This is a genomic window from Variovorax sp. MSC1_012, from assembly GCF_023667525.1.
Lineage (GTDB): Bacteria > Pseudomonadota > Gammaproteobacteria > Burkholderiales > Burkholderiaceae_C > Variovorax > Variovorax beijingensis_B.
The window spans coordinates 5,016,930-5,034,971 of the sequence record NZ_CM174443.1 but is presented as its reverse complement, the minus strand read 5'-3'; the positions used below and the strand labels follow the sequence as shown (position 1 = coordinate 5,034,971).

The following is an 18,042-nucleotide window of genomic DNA, read 5'->3' as shown; positions in this document are numbered from 1 at the left end:
GGTTGTCAGATTCCGAATAGGTCCTGTCCGTCGGAGCGGCTCGAAGGCGGCGTTACGCCCAGGTGGCGGTAGGCCGCCAGCGTGGCGATGCGTCCGCGCGGCGTGCGCTGCAGGTAGCCCTGCTGGATGAGGTAGGGCTCGATCACGTCCTCGATGGTGTCCCGTTCTTCGCCGATGCTCGCCGCCACGTTGTCCAGGCCCACGGGCCCGCCGTCGAAGCGGTGGATCACGGCCTCGAGCAGCTTGCGGTCCATCAGGTCGAAGCCCTGCGGATCGACGTCGAGCATGGCGAGCGCCTTGTGCGCGATCTCTTCGGTGATGCGGCCGTCGCCCTTCACCTCGGCGTAGTCGCGCACGCGCCGCAGCAGGCGGTTGGCGATGCGGGGCGTGCCGCGCGAACGGCGCGCGATCTCGAAGCCGCCGGCCGTGTCGGTTTCCACCTTGAGCAGGCCGGCGCTGCGCCGCACGATGAGCGCGAGTTCTTCCGGTGTGTAGAACTCCAGCCGCGCCACGATGCCGAAGCGGTCGCGCAGCGGGTTGGTGAGCATGCCGGCGCGGGTGGTGGCGCCCACCAGCGTGAAGGGCTGCAGGTCGAGCTTGATGCTGCGCGCCGCGGGGCCCTCACCGATCATGATGTCGATCTGGTAGTCCTCCAGCGCGGGGTAGAGAATTTCCTCGACCACCGGGCTCAGGCGATGGATTTCGTCGATGAAGAGCACATCGTTGGGCTCCAGGTTGGTCAGGAGCGCCGCCAGGTCCTTGGGCTTCTCGAGCACCGGCCCGGAGGTCTGGCGCAGGTTCACGCCCAGCTCGGCCGCGATGATGTGCGACAGCGTGGTCTTGCCGAGGCCCGGCGGGCCGAACAGCAGCACATGGTCGAGCGCTTCCTTGCGCTTGCGCGCCGCGCCGATGAAGATCTCGAGCTGCTCGCGCACCTTGGCCTGGCCGACGTATTCGTCCAGCAGCTTGGGGCGCAGCGCCCGCTCGATGGCCTCTTCCTGGGGCGAAGCGGGGGCGGCGGACACCACGCGGGGCGGGGCAGGGGCGAAATCGTCGGTCTGGATGGTCATGGAATGAGGGGCTTCGAGCGCAAGTTTAGTGCCTGCCACACTGGCAGAATGCTTCGGCCATATAACAAGCGAGGGGAAGCCGGCACGTGTCGATCTACGAACTGAAACCCCGGTTCCAGGGCCTGCTGCGGCCGCTCGTGGGGCGCCTGCATGCCTTGGGCGTCACCGCGAACCAGGTCACGCTGGCCGCGTGCGTGGTTTCGGTCGCCCTCGGGCTCTGGCTTTTCTTTGCGGCGCCGTCGCTGGCCGCCTTCGGGCTCATTCCGGCGTGGATGTTCGTGCGCATGGCGTTCAATGCCATCGACGGCATGCTGGCGCGCGAGCATGGGCAGCAAAGCAGGCTGGGCGCCTTCCTCAACGAACTGACCGACGTGGTGTCCGACGCCGCGCTGTACCTGCCGTTTGCGCTGGTGCAGCCGTTCAGCCCGTTCTGGGTCGGCACGGTGATCGTGCTCGCGGGCTTGAGCGAATTCGCGGGCGCGCTGGGCCCCATGGTGGGTGCCTCGCGCCGCTACGACGGGCCGCTGGGCAAGAGCGACCGCGCCTTCGTGTTCGGCGCGCTCGGCCTCTATGTGGCGCTGGGCTGGCCGCTGCCGGGCTGGGCGGCATGGCTGATGCCCCTGGCCGCGGTGCTCGTAGCCTGGACGGTGGTCAACCGCGTTCGCCGCGCGCTGGCCGAGGCAGCGTAGACCCACGACGAACAAACATAAATAGCGACAGGGATCCGATGACCGATACAAGCACCCATCCACAACGCATTCCGCAGGAACGCCAGTTCCGCACGCACGACGGCGAATCGCTCTTCTACCGGCACTGGCCGGCCACCGGCGCCGCACGGCGCGGCGCCATCGTGCTGTTCCACCGCGGCCACGAGCACGGCGCGCGCATGGCGCACCTGGTCGACGAACTCGGCCTGCCCGACTTCGACTTCTTCGCGTGGGACGCGCGCGGCCACGGCCGCTCGCCGGGCCAGCGCGGCTACAGCCCGAGCTTTGCCACGTCGGTGCGCGACGTGCAGACCTTCGTCCAGCACATCGGCAGCGCGCACGGCGTCGCGGAGCACGACATCCACGTGATTGCGCAGAGCGTGGGGGCCGTGCTGGTTTCTACCTGGGCGCACGACTATGCGCCCAAGGTGCGCGGGCTTACGCTGGCCTCGCCGGCCTTCAAGGTGAAGCTCTACGTGCCCTTTGCGCGCGCCGGCCTCGCGCTGATGCACAAGCTGCGCGGCCTGTTCTTCGTCAACAGCTATGTGAAGGCGAAGTTCCTCACGCACGACCCCGAGCGCATCGCAAGCTACGAGAGCGATCCGCTGATCTCGCGGCCGATCGCGGTCAACATCCTGCTCGGCCTGTATGAAGCGGCCGACCGCGTGGTGGCCGACGCCAACGCCATCACGCTGCCGGTGCAGCTGCTCATCTCGGGGTCGGACTGGGTGGTGCACCGCAAGCCGCAGCACCAGTTCTTCGAGCGGCTGGGCAGCACCGTCAAAACCAAGCTCGAGCTGCCGGGCTTCTTCCACGACACGCTGGGCGAGAAGGACCGCGCGCCGGCGGTGCAGGCGATCCGCGAATTCATCCTGCAGCTGTTCGAGCAGCCGCCCGCGCCGGTCGACCTGCGCGCCGCGCACCTGAATGGCAACACCGCCGACGAGTCGCGTGCGCTGGCCGAGCCGCTGGCACCGCTCTCGCTGCGCGGCGCCTACTGGGGCATGACGCGCGCCAGCCTGCGCCTGGGCGGTGTGCTCTCGCGCGGCGTGAAGCTCGGGCACGACACCGGCTTCGATTCGGGCAGCACGCTCGACTACGTCTACCGCAACGAGCCGAAGGGCAAGGGTGCGCTGGGCCGCTCCGTCGACAAGACCTACCTGAACTCGATCGGCTGGCGCGGCATCCGGCAGCGCAAGATCCATGTCGAGGAGCTGATCCGCATCGCCATGGAGCGCCTGGCCGAGATGCACCGCGAAGTGCGCGTGATCGACATCGCGGCCGGCCATGGCCGCTACGTGCTCGACGCGGTGCTTTCGAGCCCCGTCAAGGCCAGCTCGATCCTGCTGCGCGACTACAGCGACATCAACGTGCGCGACGGCCGCGCGCTGATTGCCGAGAAGGGCCTGGAAGACGTGGCGCAGTTCGTGCAAGCCGACGCCTTCGACCGCATCAGCCTGGCCACCGTGACGCCGCGGCCCACGCTCGCGGTGGTGTCGGGCCTCTACGAGCTGTTCCCCGACAACGAAATGGTGCGGCGCTCGCTCGCAGGCGTGGGCGATGCGGTGGAAGACCGCGGCTATCTGGTCTATACCGGCCAGCCCTGGCATCCGCAGCTCGAGATGATCGCGCGCGCGCTCACCAGCCACCGCCAGGGCGAAGCCTGGGTGATGCGCCGCCGCACGCAGGCCGAGATGGACCAGCTGGTGGAAGAAGCGGGCTTCCGCAAGATCGACCAGCGCATCGACGAGTGGGGCATCTTCACCGTCTCGCTCGCGGTGAGGGTCGGGTGAGCCCGAGGCTGCGCGCCAAATGAAACCCCGGCTCGCACAACGGCCCTGGAAGCGCGCCGCCGCCTGGCTGGTGTTCCTGGGGCCGCTGTTCTATGCGACCTATGGCCTGGCCAATTGGTGGGCCACCACGCGCGCGCAGGTACCCTCGATGGCCTTCGAGTGGGAGCGGCAGCTGCCGTTCTGGGCCTGGACGATCTTTCCGTACTGGACGATCAACGTCTTCTACGCGCTCTCGCTCTTTCTGGCACGCAGCAGGCACACGCTCGACCGGCATGCGCTGCGGCTCGTGAGCGCAACGCTCATCGCCTGCACCTGCTTCGTCATCTGGCCGCTGCATTTCAGCTTCGGGCAGCCGGCGGTCGAGGGCGCGCCGGCCTTCCTGTTCAACGCGCTGCGCGGCTTCGACCAGCCCTACAACCAGGCGCCGTCGCTGCACATCGCGCTGGCGGTGATCCTGTGGGACTGGTACCGCCAGTTCCTGCGCGCCGCGTGGGCCAGGCTGGTGCTGCATGTGTGGGCGTTCGCGATCTGCGCCTCGGTGCTCACGACCTGGCAGCACCACTTCATCGACATTCCGACCGGCGCGCTGCTCGGACTGTTCTGCGTGTGGCTGTGGCCGCTGGAGCGCACCGTTTCGATGCCGCGCGCCTGGCAGTGCACGCACGATGCGCAGCGCTGGAAGCTCGCGGGCTTCTACGCCGTGGGCGCCGCGCTGTTCCTCGCGGTGGCCATGCAGCTGGGCGGTGTTGCGCTGTGGCTTGCGTGGCCTTCGGCCTCGCTGGCGCTGGTGGCGCTCAACTACGTCGGCTTTGGCGCCCGCGGCTTCCAGATGAACGGCCAAGGCCGCATGGGCTGTGCGGCGCGCTGGCTGCTTGCGCCCTATCGGCTCGGCGCGGCCGTCAACGCATGGCTCTGGACGCGCAGGCTGCCGGCTTTCGTCGAAGTGGTGCCGGGCCTGCTGCTCGGGCGGCGGCCCACGCGCGCCGAATGGATCGCCGCCGGCCGGCCCCGGCTGGTGAGCCTGTGCGCTGAACTGCAGATGCCGACCGGCGTGCCGCATGCGCGCTGCGTGCCGATGCTCGACCTCACCGTGCCGCCGACCGTGCGGCTGCAGCGCGCGGCCGCGGTCATCGAAGGGCAGCGCCGCAATGCCGACGGCGCGGCCGTGTGGGTGTGCTGCGCGCTGGGCTTTTCGCGCAGCGCCGCCGCCGTGATCGCCTGGCTGGGCCGCTACGGCGTGGTGGGCGGACTGGCGCAGGCCGAGGATGCCGTGCGGCTTGCGCGTCCGCAGATCGTGCTGCGGCCGGCGTGGCGGATTTCGCTCGAGCCATTGGGCACCGCCGCTCCGGGAGCACCGCCCCATGACTGACAGCGAACGCGCCACCTGCGCCTCGCTGGCCGCACTGCTGCGCGCTGCGGCGGTGCTGGCGGTGTGGGGCTTCGCGCTCACGTGCATTGCGGCGCTGGTGCTCGCGCTCACGCTGCGCTCGCTGTCGAGCACGGCCGCCATGGGGTTTGGCGCGGTGCTGGTGCTGGGTGCGCTCGAGCGCTATTTCGCGTTCAGGCTGCGCTTCGACCAGGCGCTGTTCGCCGACCTGGCGCGCGGCGCCATCGCATCGCTGGACGTGCTCGACACCGCGCTCGGCCGGCTCGGGCTTCGCAATGCAGAGGCATCGAAGGCGCTGCGCCCGCTCGAGGACCGTGTGCAGGGCACCCGCCAGCTCCTGCAGCGGCATGCCATCGTGGTCGCCTGCCAGAGCGCGATGTTTCTTCTTGCCTTGATGACACAGGATCTCTCTTGACCGAACAAGACGACAACAAAGACCTCCGTCCCGGGAGCACGGTGCTGCGCCGCGCGCTCGCCGTGGTCGCGGGCAAGCTGATCATCGGCGCGGCCGGCCTCCTGACCGGCGTGCGCGCCATCTGGAGCGGCACCACGCCCAAGGCCGAGCAGACGCTCTACTTCGCCAACCACACGAGCCACGGCGACTTCGTGCTGCTGTGGGCCACGCTGCCGCCCGACCTGCGCGCGCTCACTCGGCCGGTGGCCGGGCAGGACTACTGGATGGCGTCCAAGGTGCGCCAGTTCATCGGCGCCGACGTGTTCAACGCACTCATGATCCGGCGCGACGGCTCGGGCCAGGGCGGCAACCCGGTCGAGCAGATGAAGGAGGCGCTGGACGGCGGCGATTCGCTCATCATGTTCCCCGAGGGCACGCGCAACACCGGCGACGAGATCCTGCTGCCGCTCAAGAGCGGCCTCTATCACCTGGCGCGCGCCTGCCCCAATGTGCGGCTGGTGCCGGTGTGGATCGAGAACCTCAAGCGCGTGCTGCCCAAGGGCACGCTGGTGCCGATTCCGCTGGCCTGCACGGTGCGCTACGGCGCGCCGATCCAGCTCGAAGAAGGCGAAGACAAGAATGCCTTCATCGCCCGCGCGCGCGCCGCCATGCTCGAGCTGCGGCCCGAGTACGACCGCCTGCCCGAACAAGAAAAAGCAGCAGCATCGCCATGAACATCTCCGCTTTCACCCAGACCACGCTGCAATTGTTCGGCGGCGTGGCCGGCGTGCTGCTCCTCGCCTCGGCCATCGGCGCGCTGCTCAAGTGGCGCGTGGCTGCGGGGCAGCCGAACTCGGTGATCGACAACCTCAATGCGCGCGTCAACGCATGGTGGGTGATGGTGGCGGTGATCGGCCTGGCCTTCGCGTTCGGCAAGGGCGGCGTGATCGTGCTGTTCTACCTGATCTCGTTCTATGCGCTGCGCGAGTTCATCAGCCTGGCCTACACGCGGCGCGGCGACCATCATGCGATTGCGGCGGCTTTCTACATCGGGCTGCCGGTGCAGTATTTCCTGGTGTGGATCGACTGGTACGGGCTCTATTCGATCTTCATCCCGGTCTACGCCTTTCTGGTGCTGCCGATTCTCGCGGCCGCGGGCGGCGACACGCAGCGCTTCCTGGAGCGCACCTCCAAGATCCAGTGGGGCCTGATGGTCTGCGTGTTCTGCATCAGCCACGTGCCCGCGCTGCTTACGCTGCAGATCCCCGGCTTCGAAGGCCGCAACCTGCTGCTGATCGCCTTCCTCGTGATCGTGGTGCAGGGCAGCGACGTGCTGCAGTACGTGTGGGGCAAGCTCTTCGGCCGGCGCAAGGTCGCGCCCGAGCTCTCGCCTTCCAAGACCTGGGAAGGCCTGGTCGGCGGCGTGGCCAGCGCCACCGCGCTGGGCGCGGCGCTCTACTGGGCCACGCCTTTCAACCCGTGGCAGGCCGCGTTGATGGCGCTCACCATCTGCCTCATGGGCTTTTTTGGCGGGCTCGTGATGTCGGCCATCAAGCGCGACCGCGGCGTGAAGGACTGGGGCTCGATGATCGAAGGCCATGGCGGCATGCTCGACCGGCTCGACTCGGTGATCTTCGCGGCGCCGATCTACTTCCATGCATTGCGCTACTGGTGGGTGCCATGAGCACGACCAAACGCGTTCCACACGACACGCCCATCGAATGCACCAGCGCCGCCGCATGGGAACGCTGGCTCAAGCGCCACCATGCGACCGCCGCCGGCGTGTGGATCCGCATGGCCAAGAAGGCCAGCGGCATCGCCTCGATCGACCACCCCGCGGCGCTCGAGGTGGCGCTGTGCTACGGCTGGATCGACGGGCAGCGCAAGGGCGACGGCGAGCAGTATTTCCTGCAGCGCTTCACCCCGCGCACGCCTCGCAGCACCTGGTCGAAGATCAATCGCGACAAGGCCCTGAAGCTGATCGAGGAAGGCCGCATGCAGCCCGCCGGCCTGGCCGAAGTGGAGCGCGCCCGCGCCGACGGCCGCTGGGATGCGGCCTACGACGCCCAGAGCGTCGCCACCGTGCCGCCCGACCTGCAGGCCGCGCTCGATGCCAACCGCAAGGCGGCGGCCTTCTTCGCCAAGCTCGATTCGCGCAACCGCTACGCGGTGCTGTTCCGCACGCAGGGCGCGAAGAAGCCCGAGACACGGGCGAAGCGCATTGCGCAGTTCGTGGAAATGCTGGCCAAGGGCGAGAAAATCCACCCCTGAGGACCGCCGCGGACGCTACGTAACCGCTCGCTGGAGCGTGTACTCGCCGGGCTTGTACGGCCCCATTGCCACGCCGATGTCCCACAGCTTCAGCGCGCCCGGCAACACGGTCCGGCTACCGACCTTGGCAACACCGCGTTTTCGGATCTCGCGATTGAGTCTGGATGAGAAGGACGTGATCTTTGCGAAGTCCCAGGCCTCGACCTCGGCCAGACCCTCCGCTGTGTCCGACCACAATTGCGCACGCTTGAGCGAGTTGTGGTTGGTGTGCGAGTCTTCCAGGCGCACGTCACCCGCGGAAGCCGAGCCCAGGTAAAGCTGCACCAGGCCCCATCCGTCCGCGTTGTAGCGGAAGGTAGCGCCGCCGCAAGCTACCGGGTCCAGTTCCACACGACGGGGCTTGAAGGCAGGACCCGCGCCGCGCACATACAGCTGCAGATGCACCGAACGCCACTTTCTGCCGTTGGAGTAGCTCCGCTCGAATTGCGCCAGCACCTCCGCTGCGGAGCGAAACCGTTTCAACGGCTGCTCGAAGTCGGACGCGAGTTCATGGACGTCGCAGCTCTCTTCCGCAAAAAGCCACGAGAGCAGGCCCCCGTGGTCTTCCTTCGTCGCATAAAAATCGCAATTGGGCATGGACCGTCCCGTGCGTTCGCCCTACTTCGCCAGCGCCTTCAGCGCCAGCTTGATCCCTTCGCTCACCGTCGCGTCCTGGGGCAGCGCCTTGAGCGCCAGCGCGGCTTCCTTGTCGCTGTAGCCCAGCGCGACCAGCGCCTGCAGGATGTCGGCCTGCGCGTCGGTGGCCGCATGCGCAGGCAGGCCGATGTCGGCGCCCAGCTTGCCCTTGAGTTCGAGCAGCAGCCGCTCGGCGGTCTTCTTGCCGATGCCCGGGATCTTCACGAGCCGGCCCAGTTCCTGCGTCGTGATCGCCTGCGACAGCTCGCCCACGCTCATGCCAGACAGCAGGCCGAGCGCGGTGCGCGGCCCCACGCCGGTGATCTTGATGAGTTGCCGAAAGGCCGCACGCTCCTCGGCGGTGCCAAAACCGTAGAGAATCTGCGCGTCCTCGCGCACCACGAAGTGCGTGAGCAGCGAAACGCGCTCTCCGGTGCCGGGCAGGTTGTAGAACGTGCTCATCGGCACATCGACCTCGTAACCGACGCCATTGCAGTCCACCACCACCTGCGGTGGGTTGCGCTCGGCCAATACGCCGGTGAGTTTGCCTATCATTGGCCCACCCCCGTTGCTTGCTCACTTCGTGTAGCCGCCTCCCCCCTTAAGGGGGCAACACCGGCGGCCCGGCAAAGCCGGTTCCGCGGTGTTCCCCGCTTTGGATTGCGTTTTTTCGAGCATGGCTGGTCTTGCATAGGGCTGCCAAAAAGATGGAAATGGATACCGCGTGATTCTGCGACACACCTTTGCTCCTCCCAACAACTCGCGCCTGGGCCACCTGTGCGGCCCGCTGGACGCGCACCTGCGCCGCATCGAGGAGGCCCTGGGCGTGAAGATCGCTCACCGCCACGAGCAGTTCAAGGTCGACGGCCCCAAGGCCGCCGCGCAGCGCGCGATGGACGTGCTGCAGGCGCTCTACGAGATCGCGCAGCGCCCGATCGATCCGGCCGTGGTGCAGCTCACGCTCGCGGGCGACGGCTCGATGAGCGACGAGGACTCGGCCATGCTCGTCACCCGCCGCGCCGACCTGCGCGCGCGCACACCCACGCAGGCGCTGTACCTCGACAACATCGCCAAGCACGACATCACCTTCGGCATCGGCCCGGCCGGCACCGGCAAGACCTACCTCGCGGTGGCCTGCGCGGTCGATGCGCTGGAGCGTGCCGCGGTGCAGCGCATCGTGCTCACGCGCCCGGCGGTGGAAGCCGGCGAGCGGCTCGGCTTCCTCCCGGGCGACCTGACGCAGAAGGTCGACCCCTACCTGCGCCCGCTGTACGACGCGCTCTACGACCTGATGGGCTACGAGAAGGTGCAGAAAGCCTTCGAGCGCAATGCGCTCGAGATTGCGCCGCTGGCCTTCATGCGCGGACGCACGCTGAACAATGCCTTCGTCATCCTCGACGAAGCGCAGAACACCACGGTCGAGCAGATGAAGATGTTCCTCACGCGCATCGGCTTCGGCGCCAAGGCGGTGGTGACGGGCGACGTGAGCCAGATCGACCTGCCCAAGCAGCAGCTGAGCGGCCTCATCGATGCTGAGCGCGTGCTCAGGCGCGTGAACGGCATCTCGATCACGCACTTCACCAGCGCCGACGTGGTGCGCCATCCGCTGGTGGCCAAGATCGTCGATGCCTACGACGGGCAGCGCAAGCGCAGCGGAGCGCATTGAGATGGCATTGCCCGCACTGTCCCTTTCGCTGCAGTTCGCGCGCTTCAAGGGCGTCGAACGGCACCGCGCCGCGCTGCCGCGCCACAGCGTCGCGCGCTGGATCCGCCATGCACTCGAGATCGACGCGGAGATCACGGTGCGCATCGTCGATGCCGAGGAAGGCCAGCGCCTGAACCGCGAGTTCCGCGGCAAGGACTACGCCACCAACGTGCTGACCTTCGACTACACCCAGAGCCCGATGGTGATGGCCGACCTGGTGCTGTGCGCGCCGGTGGTCGCGAGCGAGGCGAAGGAGCAGCGCAACACCCTGGCCGCGCACTATGCGCACCTGCTGGTTCACGGCACGCTGCATGCGCAGGGCTGGGACCACGAGACCGGCGAGGCCGACGCCGAGGCCATGGAAGCGCGCGAAATCGAGATCCTCGCCGGCCTCGGCATCCGCAATCCGTACGGCCGGTGAGGCCCGCGCGCAGCCGCGTTACGCCATCTGCAGCGGGATGGTGACCGGCCCGTCGTTGACCAGATGCACCTGCATGTCGGCGCCGAACTCGCCGGTGGCCACCACCGGATGCGCGGCACGGGCCCGGTCCACGAAATAGTCGTAGAGCCGCCGCCCCTCGTCGGGCGCCGCCGCCTGCGTGAAGCTGGGCCGGTTGCCGCCGCTCACGTCGGCGGCGAGCGTGAACTGGCTCACCACCAGCAGGCCGCCGCCGATGTCCTGCACGCTGCGGTTCATCTTGCCCGCTTCGTCGGAAAAAATGCGCAGCTTCAGGAGCTTGGCAAGCATGCGGTCCGCCATTGCATCGGCGTCGCCGCGCTCGGCGCACAGCAGCACGAGCAGGCCGGCGCCGATCGCGCCGACGGTCTGCCCTGCGATGTCGACGCGCGCACTGGCCACGCGCTGGACGATGGCCTTCATGCGGCTTCTTCCTCGATGCGCGGGCCGCGTGCTTCCATGCCCAGGGGCAGCAGCTGTATGGTCACGCGCAGGCCCGGCACGGCGTCCATCAGCGCCTGTTCCAATTCGTCGCGCATCGCGGCGGCATGCTGCAGCGTCCACTCGCCGGGCACATGCATGTGCAGGTCGGCAAAGCGGCGCTGGCCCGCGCGCCGCGTCACCATGTCGTCGAAGCGCATGCGCGTGCCTTCCGGCATGCGTGCGGCGAACTGGTCGAGCGTGGCGCGCAGCGTGGCAATGGTCTCGGGGTCGAGAGCCTCGTCCATCAGCCCCTGCGACGAGCGCCACACCAGCCTGACGCCTTCACGCACGATGTTGAGCGCCACGCCAATGGCCAGCACCGGATCGAGCCAGAGCCAGCCGCTGAAATGCACCGCCACGATGCCCACCACCACCCCGGCCGAGGTCCACACGTCGGTCATCAGATGCCGCGCATCGGCTTCGAGCGCAATCGAGCGATGCGTTCGCGCGGCGCGGAACAACGCAAAAGCCAGGGCTGCGTTGAAGCCCGAGCTGACCACCGACAGCCCGAGCCCCCAGCCCAGCTGCTCCAGCGGCTGCGGCGAAAGCAGCCGCTGCACCGAGACCCAGAGGATCGCGACCGCCGCGCCGACGATCAGGATGCCTTCGAAGCCCGAAGAGAAATATTCGGCCTTGTGGTGGCCGTAGGGATGGTCTTCATCGGCCGGCCGCGAGGCGATGGTCACCATTCCCAGTGCGAACATCGCGCTGGCAAGGTTGACGAAGGACTCCATCGCATCGGAGATCAGGCCCATCGAGTTGGTCACGTAGCCCGCCAGGCCCTTGAGCAGGATGGTAACGAGCGCAACCGCCACGGAAACACGAAGCAGCGTCTTGGGCGTGAAAGTCATGCGGGGAAGGCGTAGGCGATAAAAGTCGGCAAGAATGCGGCAAAGGTCCGCATCCGCGATCGAATTATCGAGCGCGGCCTCCATCCGCCGACTCTATGTATTTAATATTTGTGGCACCGCGAGACATTCGCAGAAGAACGATGATGAAAAAATTCCTGATCGCCGTGGGAGGCTTCGCCTTCTGGGGCGCAGCGGCGTTGGCTCAGACGCAGACGCCTGCGCGTCCTGCAGGCTCCATGCCCTCCGCAGAACCACAGGCAGGGTTCGTGAAATCGGTGCGGGGCAACGTGCAGCTGCTCAGCACCGCCGGCACGCCCCGCGCGGCCAACGCCGGCGACCCGCTGGCCGCCGTGGACCGCATCCTGACCGGCCCCGACTCTTCCGCTTCCGTGGTCTTGCGCGACGACACGACACTGGTGGTCGGGCCTTCGTCGCGGCTGGACCTGAAGGAATTCCATTTCAACGCCACCACGCACGAAGGCGGCGTGCTGGTCTCGCTGCTGCGAGGCTCCATGCGCATGATCACCGGCCTGATCGGCAAGACCAATCCCGACGCGATACGGGTGGAGACGCAAACCGCCACCATCGGCATTCGCGGAACCGACTTCATCGTGCAGACCGACGGCCAGCCATGAGGAAGATGACGACGGACCGGGCCTTTCTTTTCACTGCCGTGCTGGCCACCGCGCTGCTTGCCGCATGTTCGACGCCGGGCACCCGCGTGGTGCTGCTGCCCCAGGCGGATGACAAGCCTTCTGCCGTGATCGTGCGCGCAAAGGATGGCGAGGAGGTTCTTTCCAGGCCCTACCAGCGTGCAACTGCCGCGGTCGGCGCTTCCGGCGCGCCGGTGGTCGACCAGGCCGACCCCGCCAAGGTGCAGGCGGACCACAAGGTCCTGTTCGACATGCGGCCGCCCGCGCCACAGCGCTACACGGTGTATTTCGAGGTGGGCGGCACCACGCTCACGCCTGCGTCGCAGCAGGTCATGAACGAAGCGCTGATTGCCGCGCAAACCCGCAGCGGCAGCGACATCGTGGTGACCGGGCACACCGACACCAAGGGCGCGCTCGAGCAGAACGACATGCTTTCGCAGCGGCGGGCGCAGGAAGTGGTGCAGCTTTTCGTGGAGCGGCAGTTCCCCGCCCAGCGCATCGAGGCCGTGGGCCGCGGCGAGCGCGAGCTCGCGGTACCCACCCCCGACGAGGTGGACGAGCCGCGCAACCGGCGCGTCACCATCGAAGTCCGCTGACGGCGAGGCGCGCGGCGCCCACCGCCCTCGACCGGCTCCCTCAGCTGAGAGTCACGCGCGCGAACTTGCGCTTGCCGACCTGCACCACATAGCTGCCCGCGGGCAGCTTGAGCGCCTTGTCGCTGATCACCACAGAGTCGACGCGCACGCCGCCGCCGTCGATCAGCCGGCTGCCTTCGGAGGCCGAAGGCGCGAGCCCGGCCTGCTTGAGCAGCTGCGCGATGCCCAGCGGAGCCCCGCCCAGCGACAGCTCGGGAATCTCGTCGGGCACGCCGCCCTTGCTGCGGTTGATGAAATCCTGTTCCGCCGCCTCGGCCGCCGCCGCGCTGTGGAAGCGCGCGGTGATTTCCTTGGCCAGCGCCACCTTCGCATCCTTGGGGTTGCGGCCGGCCGCGATCTCGGCCTTGAGCGCCTCGATCTGCGCGAGCGACTGGAAGCTCAGCAGCATGTACCAGCGCCACATCAGCTCGTCGGAAATCGACAGCACCTTGGCGAACATGGTGTTGGCGTCTTCGCTGATGCCGATGTAGTTGTTCTTGCTCTTGGACATCTTCTCGATGCCATCGAGCCCCTCCAGCAGCGGCATAGTGAGTATGCACTGCGGTTCTTGGCCGTATTCCTGCTGGAGATGGCGGCCGACGAGCAGATTGAATTTTTGGTCTGTGCCACCCAGCTCAAGGTCGCTCTTCAAGGCCACCGAGTCGTAGCCCTGCATCAGCGGGTACAGGAATTCGTGCACCGAGATCGACTGGCCGGACTTGAAGCGCTTGTTGAAGTCGTCGCGCTCCATCATCCGCGCCACGGTGTACTTGGCGGCGAGCTGGATCATGCCGCGGGCGCCCAGCGGGTCGCTCCACTCGGAGTTGTAGCGAACTTCTGCACGATCCACGTTCAGCACGAGGCGCAGCTGGTCGAAATAGGTGGTCGCATTGGCCTCGATCTGCTCCCGCGTCAGCGGCGGCCGCGTGCTGTTTCGCCCGGAAGGGTCGCCGATGGTGGTCGTAAAATCCCCGATCAGGGGAATCACTGTGTGGCCCAGGTCCTGCAGCTGGCGTAGCTTGTTGAAGACCACGGTGTGCCCGAGATGGATGTCGGGAGCCGTCGGATCCAGTCCGAACTTGATGCGCAGCGGCGTTCCAGTGGCTTCCGAGCGCTGCAGCTTGCGCACCCATTCATCCTGCGGCAGCAGTTCGTCGGTGCCCCTGAGCGATATTTCGAGCGCTCGTCTTACACCATCCGAGAGGCTTGTGGATGTAACAGATTCGGCATTCATAGGCTTTTTTTGCTGATTTTCAGGTTGCCGAAGCTATACTCAGCCCGACTTTTCTAGCGCCGAATTCTAAGCGGCGCTTTTTTCCGCACCGCCCTGCCGCCCTGTCCGTCCTGGGCTTTGCAGCGCGGATTTGCAGAACCTGAGCTGGAATTCATAGTTTGATCAACGGCATTCTCGCCGCCGAGGAGCTTTTGGCTTCTCGCGTGGCCTATACGTTCCGGACCTATCCCAAGCAGATCACCGCGCTCATCGCGGCTGCCTTGCTGAGCGCCGGAACCCTGGCAGTGGCCTCCCTGGGCCCCGACGCCTCCGACCTCCCGGTGCAGCAGGTCCTCGAAGCGACCGCTCCGCTGTCTTTCGCCGAACAGAGCGAATCGCTGGAAAACTTCAGCTTCACGCTGTTTCGCACCGACATCACGCGCTCCAGCGACACGGCCGAGGCCCTGCTGAAGCGCCTGGGCATCTCCGACCCTGCCGCCACCGCCTTCGTGCGCGGCAGCAGCGAAGCCCGCAATGCCCTGTTCGCCCGCGCCGGGCGCACCGTCACGGCCGAAGCCACGCAGGAAAACCAGCTCAAGAAGCTGAGCGCCCGCTGGATTCCCGATGGCGACGGCGGCTTCAAGCGCTTCGTCATCGAGCGCACGCCAGTCGGCTTCGTGGCGCTCACCGAGCGCGACACGCTGACGCCGGGCACGCGCCTGGCCAGCGGCACCATCCGCACCTCGCTGTTCGCCGCCACCGACGACTCCCGCGTGCCCGACGCGGTGGCCAGCCAGCTGGCCGACATCTTCGCGGGCGACGTCGACGTGCGCGCGCTGCGCAAGGGCGACCGTTTCGCCGTGGTCTACGAAACCTTCGAGGCCGACGGCCAGGCGCTGCGCAGCGGCCGCGTGCTCTCGGCCGAGTTCGAGAGCGGCGGCAAGGTGCACCAGGCCGTGTGGTTCCAGCCCCCGGGCCAAAAGGGCAGCTATTACCGCCCGAACGGCGATAGCCTGCGCAAGGCCTACCTGAGCTCGCCGGTCGAGTTCTCGCGCGTGTCGAGCGGCTTCGCGATGCGCATGCACCCGATCCTCAACAGCTGGCGCCAGCACAACGGCATCGACTTCGCGGCGCCCACGGGCACCGCGGTGCGCAGCGTTGGCGACGGCACGGTCGATTTCGCCGGCACGCAAAGCGGCTACGGCAACATCGTCATCATCAAGCACCGCAACAACCAGCAGACGGCCTACGCCCACCTGAGCCGCATCAACGTCAAGGCCGGCGAGAGCATCACCCAGGGCCAGACGATCGGCGCCGTGGGCTCCACCGGCTGGGCCACGGGCCCGCACCTGCACTTCGAGTTCCGCGTGAACGGCGAATACCAGGACCCGGCCTCCATCGCGCAGGAGGGCGGCGCCCCGATCACCGCGGCCATGCGCCCGGCCTTCGAACGCATGGCGGTCGGTGCGCGCACCGAACTGGCCGCCGCGTTCTCGGTCGTCCAGGCCAGCGCAGACTGAGCCTCGCGCCGCCCCCGGCGCGCGGCTCGCCTTCCGTATTTCGATGGCCGCCGAACTGTTCATCGGCCTGATGTCTGGCACCTCGCTCGACGGGGTTGACGGCGTGCTGGCGGATTTCGCAGACGGCCGTATCACCGTGCGGGCCTATGCCACGACCCCCTTTCCCGCCGCCTTGCGCGCCGAGCTGATGGCACTCAACGCCCCGGGCGACAACGAGCTCCACCGTGCCGCGCTGGCCGGCAGCGGCCTGGCCCGGATCTACGCCAGCGTCGCCAGCCAGCTGCTGGGGGACAGCGGCACTCCTGCCAGCCAGGTGGCGGCCCTCGGCGCACACGGGCAGACGGTGCGCCACCGGCCCACCGAGTTCGACGGCGTCGGCTACACCCTGCAGATCAACAACCCATCGCTGCTGGCCGAGCTGACCGGCATCGACGTGGTGGCGGACTTCCGCAGCCGCGACCTGGCGGCGGGCGGACAGGGCGCGCCGCTGGTGCCGGCCTTCCACCGTGCGCTGTTCGCGCGCGCGGGCGAACCCGTGGCGGTGCTGAACATCGGCGGCATTTCCAACCTGAGCCTGCTGCCGGCGGCCGATGCGCCGGGAGAGCCGACGGTGCTCGGCTTCGACTGCGGCCCCGGCAATGCCCTGATGGACCACTGGAGCCAGCTCCATACCGGCCAGCCCTTCGATCGCGGCGGGCAATGGGCAGCCAGTGGGCAGGTGCTGCCCGAACTGCTGGCGCGGTTGCAGGCCGATCCGTATTTTGCGAAGGCGCCTCCCAAGAGCACCGGGCGCGACCTGTTCAATCCTGCGTGGCTTTCCGCCTCCTTGGGCCCGGCCACCGGCGCAGCGCCCGCCGACGTGCAGGCCACCCTGACCGAACTCACCGCCAACGTATGTGCAGCCGACGTTCTTCGCTACGGAAGCGATAGCAAGCTGCTGATCGTCTGCGGCGGCGGGGCGCTGAACGACCATCTGATCGAGCGCCTGCGCGCGCACCTGCCCGGCGTGGAAGTGGCCGTCTCCACCGCGCACGGCCTGCCCCCGCTGCAGGTCGAGGCCGCAGCCTTTGCCTGGCTGGCCCGCAGCACGGTACGGCGCGAAGCCGGGAACCTGGCCAGCGTGACCGGCGCAAGAGGCGGGCGCGTGCTCGGGGCGATCTACCCCGCCTGACCGCCGCCACGCCGAGGCTCATGGGCGTTCATGGCCATTGCAGCGGGCAGCAAAAAAAGCCGCCCGAAGGCGGCTTTTTTAAAGGGCGAATGCTGGCGACAGCACCAGCCGGGCATCAAGCCGAGAAGCTCGATCCGCAGCCGCAGGTGCTGGTGGCATTCGGGTTCTTGATCACGAACTGGGCGCCTTGCAGGTCTTCCTTGTAGTCGATCTCGGCGCCGACCAGGTACTGGTAGCTCATGGCGTCGATCAGCAGCGACACACCGTTCTTGGTCATGGTGGTGTCGTCTTCGTTCGTGATTTCATCGAAAGTGAAACCGTACTGGAAGCCCGAGCACCCGCCACCCTGCACGAACACGCGCAGCTTGAGGTCGGGATTGCCCTCTTCGGCGATCAGGTCGGCCACCTTGGCGGCCGCACTGTCGGTGAAGACGATCGGTTCGGGCATCTGGGTCTGGATGTTTTCGGCAACAGCGCTCATGGGGATAACTCCTTGGGGGCCGTACATGCGGCCAATGAACCAATGCTACTGCAATGCCGCATTCCTGGCTGGCGAGTGGCAACGAGCACCCAACACAAGTGGGGTCGAACACACACCCGCCAAGGCCGCGGCAATGAAAAAGCCGCCCGAAGGCGGCTTTTGTTCGCAATGAACAGTATCAGCGCTTGCTGAACTGCTTGCGGCGGCGTGCAGAGTGCAGACCGACCTTCTTACGCTCGACTTCACGTGCATCGCGCGTGACGTAGCCGGCCTGGCTCAGCACCGGCTTGAGGCTTGCGTCGTAGTCGATCAGCGCACGGGTGATGCCGTGGCGCGTTGCGCCGGCCTGACCCGATTCGCCGCCACCATTCACGTTGACCATGACGTCGAACGCTTCGGTGTTGTTGGTCAGCACCAGGGGCTGCTTGGCAATCATGATCGAGGTTTCGCGGCCGAAGAACTCTTGGATGTCCTTGCCGTTGACCGTGATCTTGCCGGTGCCCTTTTTCAGAAACACACGGGCGACGCTCGATTTGCGACGGCCGGTGCCATTGTTCCATTCACCAATCATTCTCA

At 67.4% G+C, this 18,042-nt stretch carries 21 protein-coding genes; 13 read left to right on the top strand and 8 right to left on the bottom strand.

Annotated features, from left to right (window positions below; genetic code table 11):
* Nucleotides 1–5: 5 nt before the first annotated feature.
* Nucleotides 6–1,070, bottom strand: coding sequence for a Holliday junction branch migration DNA helicase RuvB (gene ruvB, locus L1081_RS23705; protein WP_489414333.1), 1,065 nt, complete (start codon nucleotides 1,068–1,070; stop codon nucleotides 6–8).
* An 86-nt stretch (nucleotides 1,071–1,156) separates the two neighbouring features.
* Between ruvB and L1081_RS23700 the strand changes: the two genes are divergently transcribed.
* From L1081_RS23700 to L1081_RS23670, 7 genes are read left to right on the top strand one after another with little or no spacing between them, the layout of a single operon-like run.
* A complete protein-coding gene (locus tag L1081_RS23700; protein ID WP_489414332.1) occupies nucleotides 1,157–1,759 on the top strand; it encodes a CDP-alcohol phosphatidyltransferase family protein in 603 nt (200 codons plus the stop codon).
* Between the two features lie 38 nt (nucleotides 1,760–1,797).
* Nucleotides 1,798–3,570, top strand: coding sequence for an alpha/beta fold hydrolase (locus tag L1081_RS23695; RefSeq protein ID WP_489414331.1), 1,773 nt, complete (start codon nucleotides 1,798–1,800; stop codon nucleotides 3,568–3,570).
* Nucleotides 3,571–3,589: 19 nt separating this feature from the next.
* Nucleotides 3,590–4,939 (top strand): phosphatase PAP2/dual specificity phosphatase family protein, encoded by a 1,350-nt coding sequence (locus L1081_RS23690; protein ID WP_489414330.1) that lies wholly within the window; start codon nucleotides 3,590–3,592, stop codon nucleotides 4,937–4,939.
* On the top strand, nucleotides 4,932–5,372 hold the full coding sequence (locus tag L1081_RS23685) for a hypothetical protein (RefSeq protein ID WP_489414329.1): 441 nt from the start codon (nucleotides 4,932–4,934) through the stop codon (nucleotides 5,370–5,372). The genes L1081_RS23690 and L1081_RS23685 overlap by 8 nt, the downstream gene beginning before the upstream one ends.
* Nucleotides 5,369–6,085 (top strand): 1-acyl-sn-glycerol-3-phosphate acyltransferase, encoded by a 717-nt coding sequence (locus L1081_RS23680; RefSeq protein WP_489414328.1) that lies wholly within the window; start codon nucleotides 5,369–5,371, stop codon nucleotides 6,083–6,085. The genes L1081_RS23685 and L1081_RS23680 overlap by 4 nt, the downstream gene beginning before the upstream one ends.
* A complete protein-coding gene (locus tag L1081_RS23675; RefSeq protein WP_489414327.1) occupies nucleotides 6,082–7,035 on the top strand; it encodes a phosphatidate cytidylyltransferase in 954 nt (317 codons plus the stop codon). The genes L1081_RS23680 and L1081_RS23675 overlap by 4 nt, the downstream gene beginning before the upstream one ends.
* The gene (locus L1081_RS23670) at nucleotides 7,032–7,622 is read left to right on the top strand and encodes a YdeI/OmpD-associated family protein (RefSeq protein WP_489414326.1); all 591 of its coding nucleotides are present in this window, start codon (nucleotides 7,032–7,034) and stop codon (nucleotides 7,620–7,622) included. The genes L1081_RS23675 and L1081_RS23670 overlap by 4 nt, the downstream gene beginning before the upstream one ends.
* A gap of 15 nt (nucleotides 7,623–7,637) precedes the next feature.
* On the opposite strand, the gene L1081_RS23665 is transcribed toward L1081_RS23670, so the two are convergent.
* Together L1081_RS23665 and ruvA are read right to left on the bottom strand one after the other, a co-directional pair.
* Nucleotides 7,638–8,258, bottom strand: a complete 621-nt coding sequence (locus tag L1081_RS23665) for a hypothetical protein (protein WP_489414325.1) — start codon at nucleotides 8,256–8,258, stop codon at nucleotides 7,638–7,640.
* 21 nt (nucleotides 8,259–8,279) lie between these two features.
* Entirely contained in the window at nucleotides 8,280–8,852 is a 573-nt protein-coding gene (gene ruvA, locus L1081_RS23660) for a Holliday junction branch migration protein RuvA (protein ID WP_489414324.1), read from the bottom strand.
* 169 nt (nucleotides 8,853–9,021) lie between these two features.
* Between ruvA and L1081_RS23655 the strand changes: the two genes are divergently transcribed.
* Both L1081_RS23655 and ybeY read left to right on the top strand, forming a co-directional pair.
* A complete protein-coding gene (locus tag L1081_RS23655; protein ID WP_489414323.1) occupies nucleotides 9,022–9,963 on the top strand; it encodes a PhoH family protein in 942 nt (313 codons plus the stop codon).
* Nucleotide 9,964: 1 nt separating this feature from the next.
* Entirely contained in the window at nucleotides 9,965–10,423 is a 459-nt protein-coding gene (gene ybeY / locus L1081_RS23650; protein ID WP_489414322.1) for an rRNA maturation RNase YbeY, read from the top strand.
* A gap of 18 nt (nucleotides 10,424–10,441) precedes the next feature.
* On the opposite strand, the gene dtd is transcribed toward ybeY, so the two are convergent.
* Nucleotides 10,442–10,882, bottom strand: coding sequence for a D-aminoacyl-tRNA deacylase (gene dtd / locus L1081_RS23645; protein ID WP_018906190.1), 441 nt, complete (start codon nucleotides 10,880–10,882; stop codon nucleotides 10,442–10,444).
* Nucleotides 10,879–11,793: a cation diffusion facilitator family transporter gene (locus L1081_RS23640; RefSeq protein ID WP_489414321.1), complete on the bottom strand. Its 915-nt coding sequence runs from the start codon at nucleotides 11,791–11,793 to the stop codon at nucleotides 10,879–10,881. The genes dtd and L1081_RS23640 overlap by 4 nt, the downstream gene beginning before the upstream one ends.
* A gap of 140 nt (nucleotides 11,794–11,933) precedes the next feature.
* Between L1081_RS23640 and L1081_RS23635 the strand changes: the two genes are divergently transcribed.
* Together L1081_RS23635 and L1081_RS23630 are read left to right on the top strand one after the other, a co-directional pair.
* Entirely contained in the window at nucleotides 11,934–12,428 is a 495-nt protein-coding gene (locus L1081_RS23635) for a FecR domain-containing protein (protein WP_489414320.1), read from the top strand.
* Nucleotides 12,425–13,042, top strand: a complete 618-nt coding sequence (locus tag L1081_RS23630) for an OmpA family protein (RefSeq protein ID WP_489414319.1) — start codon at nucleotides 12,425–12,427, stop codon at nucleotides 13,040–13,042. The genes L1081_RS23635 and L1081_RS23630 overlap by 4 nt, the downstream gene beginning before the upstream one ends.
* Before the next feature lie 40 nt (nucleotides 13,043–13,082).
* On the opposite strand, the gene tyrS is transcribed toward L1081_RS23630, so the two are convergent.
* Nucleotides 13,083–14,315: a tyrosine--tRNA ligase gene (gene tyrS, locus L1081_RS23625; RefSeq protein ID WP_489414318.1), complete on the bottom strand. Its 1,233-nt coding sequence runs from the start codon at nucleotides 14,313–14,315 to the stop codon at nucleotides 13,083–13,085.
* A 158-nt stretch (nucleotides 14,316–14,473) separates the two neighbouring features.
* On the opposite strand from tyrS, the gene L1081_RS23620 reads away from it, so the two are divergent.
* Both L1081_RS23620 and L1081_RS23615 read left to right on the top strand, forming a co-directional pair.
* Nucleotides 14,474–15,814, top strand: coding sequence for a peptidoglycan DD-metalloendopeptidase family protein (locus L1081_RS23620; RefSeq protein WP_489414317.1), 1,341 nt, complete (start codon nucleotides 14,474–14,476; stop codon nucleotides 15,812–15,814).
* A 43-nt stretch (nucleotides 15,815–15,857) separates the two neighbouring features.
* Nucleotides 15,858–16,985 carry an anhydro-N-acetylmuramic acid kinase gene (locus tag L1081_RS23615; RefSeq protein WP_489414316.1) on the top strand — a complete coding sequence of 376 codons (1,128 nt, stop codon included), beginning with the start codon at nucleotides 15,858–15,860 and terminating at the stop codon, nucleotides 16,983–16,985.
* A 115-nt stretch (nucleotides 16,986–17,100) separates the two neighbouring features.
* Here L1081_RS23615 and erpA read toward each other — a convergent pair whose 3' ends face one another.
* Both erpA and rpsI read right to left on the bottom strand, forming a co-directional pair.
* Nucleotides 17,101–17,466 (bottom strand): iron-sulfur cluster insertion protein ErpA, encoded by a 366-nt coding sequence (erpA, locus tag L1081_RS23610; protein WP_007827949.1) that lies wholly within the window; start codon nucleotides 17,464–17,466, stop codon nucleotides 17,101–17,103.
* Between the two features lie 178 nt (nucleotides 17,467–17,644).
* Nucleotides 17,645–18,037: a 30S ribosomal protein S9 gene (gene rpsI, locus L1081_RS23605; protein WP_319439585.1), complete on the bottom strand. Its 393-nt coding sequence runs from the start codon at nucleotides 18,035–18,037 to the stop codon at nucleotides 17,645–17,647.
* Nucleotides 18,038–18,042 lie beyond the last annotated feature (5 nt).

Excerpts from the sequence above, each read along its gene's own strand:
- L1081_RS23630 (WP_489414319.1), top strand. The coding sequence starts at position 12,425 with ATGAGGAAGATGACGACGGACCGGGCCTTTCTTTTCACTGCCGTGCTG.
- ruvA (WP_489414324.1), bottom strand. The coding sequence starts at position 8,852 with ATGATAGGCAAACTCACCGGCGTATTGGCCGAGCGCAACCCACCGCAG.
- L1081_RS23685 (WP_489414329.1), top strand. The coding sequence starts at position 4,932 with ATGACTGACAGCGAACGCGCCACCTGCGCCTCGCTGGCCGCACTGCTG.
- ybeY (WP_489414322.1), top strand. The coding sequence starts at position 9,965 with ATGGCATTGCCCGCACTGTCCCTTTCGCTGCAGTTCGCGCGCTTCAAG.
- L1081_RS23635 (WP_489414320.1), top strand. The coding sequence starts at position 11,934 with ATGATGAAAAAATTCCTGATCGCCGTGGGAGGCTTCGCCTTCTGGGGC.
- erpA (WP_007827949.1), bottom strand. The coding sequence starts at position 17,466 with ATGAGCGCTGTTGCCGAAAACATCCAGACCCAGATGCCCGAACCGATC.
- L1081_RS23615 (WP_489414316.1), top strand. The coding sequence starts at position 15,858 with ATGGCCGCCGAACTGTTCATCGGCCTGATGTCTGGCACCTCGCTCGAC.
- tyrS (WP_489414318.1), bottom strand. The coding sequence starts at position 14,315 with ATGAATGCCGAATCTGTTACATCCACAAGCCTCTCGGATGGTGTAAGA.
- L1081_RS23640 (WP_489414321.1), bottom strand. The coding sequence starts at position 11,793 with ATGACTTTCACGCCCAAGACGCTGCTTCGTGTTTCCGTGGCGGTTGCG.
- L1081_RS23695 (WP_489414331.1), top strand. The coding sequence starts at position 1,798 with ATGACCGATACAAGCACCCATCCACAACGCATTCCGCAGGAACGCCAG.
- L1081_RS23670 (WP_489414326.1), top strand. The coding sequence starts at position 7,032 with ATGAGCACGACCAAACGCGTTCCACACGACACGCCCATCGAATGCACC.
- L1081_RS23665 (WP_489414325.1), bottom strand. The coding sequence starts at position 8,258 with ATGCCCAATTGCGATTTTTATGCGACGAAGGAAGACCACGGGGGCCTG.
- L1081_RS23675 (WP_489414327.1), top strand. The coding sequence starts at position 6,082 with ATGAACATCTCCGCTTTCACCCAGACCACGCTGCAATTGTTCGGCGGC.
- rpsI (WP_319439585.1), bottom strand. The coding sequence starts at position 18,037 with ATGATTGGTGAATGGAACAATGGCACCGGCCGTCGCAAATCGAGCGTC.
- L1081_RS23690 (WP_489414330.1), top strand. The coding sequence starts at position 3,590 with ATGAAACCCCGGCTCGCACAACGGCCCTGGAAGCGCGCCGCCGCCTGG.
- dtd (WP_018906190.1), bottom strand. The coding sequence starts at position 10,882 with ATGAAGGCCATCGTCCAGCGCGTGGCCAGTGCGCGCGTCGACATCGCA.
- ruvB (WP_489414333.1), bottom strand. The coding sequence starts at position 1,070 with ATGACCATCCAGACCGACGATTTCGCCCCTGCCCCGCCCCGCGTGGTG.